This is a genomic window from Pseudomonas sp. NBRC 111143 (assembly GCF_001320965.1).
Lineage (GTDB): Bacteria > Pseudomonadota > Gammaproteobacteria > Pseudomonadales > Pseudomonadaceae > Aquipseudomonas > Aquipseudomonas machongensis.
The window spans coordinates 1-1399 of sequence record NZ_BCBT01000114.1; the positions used below are offsets into that span (position 1 = coordinate 1).

General features: G+C 63.5%; 1 protein-coding gene. It reads right to left on the reverse strand.

The annotated features are described in order from the left end of the window. Window positions 1-162: 162 nt before the first annotated feature. Window positions 163-1399 (reverse strand): glycerol-3-phosphate transporter (glpT, locus tag APH44_RS28790; protein ID WP_054895657.1); only part of this gene is annotated, 1237 nt, incomplete at its 5' end.

The window sequence follows — 1399 nt, forward strand, 5'->3', positions numbered from 1 at the left end:
CCCCTGGTATTTAATGATGGGTGGCGAGGAGCCATTTTTTTGCGCACTGATTTCAGCGCGCCTGGAAGGGCAGGGGGCAACTTTCCTGCAGCAGATACAACAAGGCCGGTGACAAAGAATGTCACCGGCCTTGTTGTTTGTCGCGGGCGTTATATCAGCCGATCACACCACCGCTTCGCGGCGGCTGCTGGCAACCTGAGTGTGGCGCAGTGTCGGCAGCAGGAAGGCGATCGACAGCAGGCAGGCACCGACCAGCAGCACGAAGCCGCCGTCCCAACCGAAGTGGTCGACGGTGTAGCCCATCGCGGCGCTGGCTGCGACCGAGCCGCCCAGGTAGCCGAACAGGCCCGTGAACCCGGCGGCGGTGCCGGCGGCTTTCTTCGGCGCCAGCTCCAGCGCCTGCAGGCCGATCAGCATCACCGGGCCGTAGATCAGGAAGCCGATGGAGAACAGCGCGATCATGTCGACGGTGGGGTTGCCCGGTGGGTTGAGCCAGTACACCAGGGTGGCGACGGTGACCAGGGCCATGAACACGATGCCGGTCAGGCCGCGATTGCCACGGAAGATCTTGTCCGACATCCAGCCGCACAGCAGGGTGCCGGGGATGCCTGCCCACTCGTAGAAGAAGTAGGCCCATGAGGTCTTGTCGACGGTGAAGTGCTTGGCCTCCTTGAGGTAGGTCGGCGCCCAGTCGAGCACGCCGTAGCGCAGCAGGTAGACGAACACGTTGGCCAGGGCGATGTACCAGAGCATCTTGTTGCGCAGCACGTACTTGACGAAGATCTGCTTGGCGCTGAATTCCTGTTCGTGGCTGGCGTCGTAGCCTTCGGGGTAGTCGTTCTTGTACTCCTCGATCGGCGGCAGGCCCACCGATTGCGGGGTGTCGCGCATGGTGACGAAGGCGAACACGGCCACCAGCACCGCCACGGCGGCCGGTACATAGAAGGCGGCATGCCAGTCGTTGGTCCAGCCCAGCCCAAGGATGAACAGCGGGCCAATCAGGCCGCCACCCACGTTATGTGCCACGTTCCACACCGACACCACGCCGCCGCGCTCTTTCTGCGACCACCAGTGCACCATGGTCCGTCCGCTCGGCGGCCAGCCCATGCCCTGGGCCCAGCCGTTGATGAACAGCAGGATGAACATGATGGTGACGCTGGAGGTGGCCCAGTGCGCGAATCCGAACACGAACATCACCGCTGCCGACACCAGCAGGCCGAAGGGCAGGAAGTAACGGGGGTTGGAGCGGTCGGACACCAGGCCCATGAGGAACTTGGACAGGCCGTAGGCAATGGCGATGGCCGAGATTGCCAGGCCGAGCTGGCCGCGGGTGTAGCCTTCCTCGTCGATCAGGTAAGGCATGGCCAGGGAGAAGTTCTTGCGCAGCAGGTAATAGCCT